Source organism: Actinomycetospora sp. (assembly GCF_055612215.1).
Map to the genome: position 1 here is coordinate 1 of NZ_JBVPVA010000798.1, position 1,927 is coordinate 1,927.

The window sequence follows — 1,927 nt, forward strand, 5'->3', positions numbered from 1 at the left end:
TCACGCCAGTTACCGCTCCTTCGCCACGTTCAGTGATCCAGACGGCAACGGGTGGCTGTTGCAAGAGATCACGGAGCGGCTGCCTGGACGAGGGCTCAGCACAGACGTAGCGACTCTGACCGAGCTTCTGAAGGAAACAGAGAATCGCCATGGCCAATATGAGCCGACCGCGCCCAAGCATCATTGGTCGGACTGGTACGCCGCCTACATCGTCGCGCAGCAGGACGGTCTCGAGGCCGACGACCCGGCGGCCCGCGCCGGCCGGTACACCGAGGCGGTGCGGCTGTGAGCAGCGACTACGACGCGATCGTGCTGGGTGGCGGCTCCCCGGGCGAGCACTGCGCCGGGGAGCTCGCCGACGGCGGCCTCCGGGTCGCCCTGGTGGAGCGGGAGCTGGTCGGGGGCGAGTGCTCCTACTGGGCCTGCATCCCGTCGAAGACCCTGCTGCGGCCCGGGGAGGCCGTCCACGGCGCCCGGGAGGCGGCGGCGTCGGCCGGGGTCGACGTCCCGTCGGCCCTGGCCTGGCGGGACTACATGGTCTCCGACCACACCGACACCGGCCAGGAGACCTACCTGGCCGGGAAGGGCATCGACCTGCTCCGCGGCACCGGCCGACTGGCCGGCACAGGAGTGGTCGAGGTCGACGGGGTGCGCCACACGGCCGATCACGTGGTCCTCGCGACCGGATCCGCCCCCATCGTCCCGCCCGTCCCGGGTCTGGCGGAGCTCGAGGGCGTGTGGACCAATCGCGAGGTGACGGCCATGAAGGCGGTCCCGGAGCGGCTGCTCGTACTCGGCGGTGGGCCGGTCGGCGTGGAGATGGCCCAGGCCGTGCAGCGGCTCGGCGGCGAGGTGACCCTGGTCGAGGGCGGCCCCCACCTCGTGTCCCGCGAGCCCGCGGCCCTGGGCGAGGCGCTCGCGCGGGTGCTGCGCCGCGACGGCGTCGAGGTCCTCACGGGCGCGCGGGTCGTGGGCGCGGGACGCGACGGCGCCGACTACGTCCTGACCCTCGCGGACGGCCACGAACGACGCGGCGAGAAGCTGCTCCTCGGCACCGGACGGCGCCCCCGGGTGACCGATCTGGGCCTCGAGACCGTCGGGGTGACGGCCGACGGGCACGGGATCCCGGTCGACGACCGGCTCCGGGTCGCCGACCGGCTGTGGGCGATCGGCGACTGCACCGGCCTGTACCTGCTCACGCACATGGGCAAGTACCAGGGCGAGGTCGTCGCGTCGAACATCCTCGGCGAGCCGCGGTCCGCCGACTACCGGGCGGTGCCGCGTGCGGTGTACACCGACCCGCAGGCCGCGTCCGTCGGCGCGGTGGACGCGCCCTTCCGCGCGACGGCGGCCGTGTCCGGGATCGCCAAGACGGCGACCTACACCCGGGCCTACGCCGACGACCCGGGATTCCTGACGCTGCTCAGCGACGGGCAGGTCCTGACCGGTGCCTACGCGGTCGGCCCCGAGGCCGGTGAGTGGCTCCAGCAGGCCACGCTCGCGATCCGCGCCCAGGTGCCGCTGGACGTCCTGCGCGACACCGTCCAGCCCTTCCCCACGTTCTCCGAGATCTACGTGGGTGCGCTGAAGACCCTCCGCACCACCGTCCTGAGCGAGGCATCGTGAGCACCACCGCCACCCGGCCGTCCACCCGCCCCGACGAGGCGCTGCTCGGTCAGACCGTCGTCGTCCTCGGAGGCAGCTCCGGGATCGGGCTCGAGACCGCGCGACAGGTCCGACGTGCGGGCGGGGACGTGGTGCTCATCGGCCGCGACCCCGACCGCCTGCAGCACGCGGCGACCGAGGTGGCGGCTCGCTCGAGTTCGGCGTTCGACGCCACGGACACCGCCCGGCTCGACGAGTTCTTCGCGGAGCTGCCGGGCCCGGTCGACCACATCCTGCTCACCGCCGGCAGCCCCTACTACGC

2 protein-coding genes and 1 pseudogene are annotated in these 1,927 nt (G+C 73.3%); all 3 read left to right on the plus strand.

The window, feature by feature from the left end:
* Positions 1-289: pseudogene (locus AC0CYZ_RS21840) on the plus strand (hypothetical protein); the annotation flags it as partial.
* A complete protein-coding gene (locus AC0CYZ_RS21845; RefSeq protein ID WP_472219194.1) occupies positions 286-1,626 on the plus strand; it encodes a dihydrolipoyl dehydrogenase family protein in 1,341 nt (446 codons plus the stop codon). The pseudogene AC0CYZ_RS21840 and the gene AC0CYZ_RS21845, both read left to right, overlap by 4 nt.
* Positions 1,623-1,927: SDR family NAD(P)-dependent oxidoreductase (locus AC0CYZ_RS21850; RefSeq protein ID WP_472219196.1), on the plus strand; the 305-nt coding region annotated here is incomplete at its 3' end. The genes AC0CYZ_RS21845 and AC0CYZ_RS21850, both read left to right, overlap by 4 nt.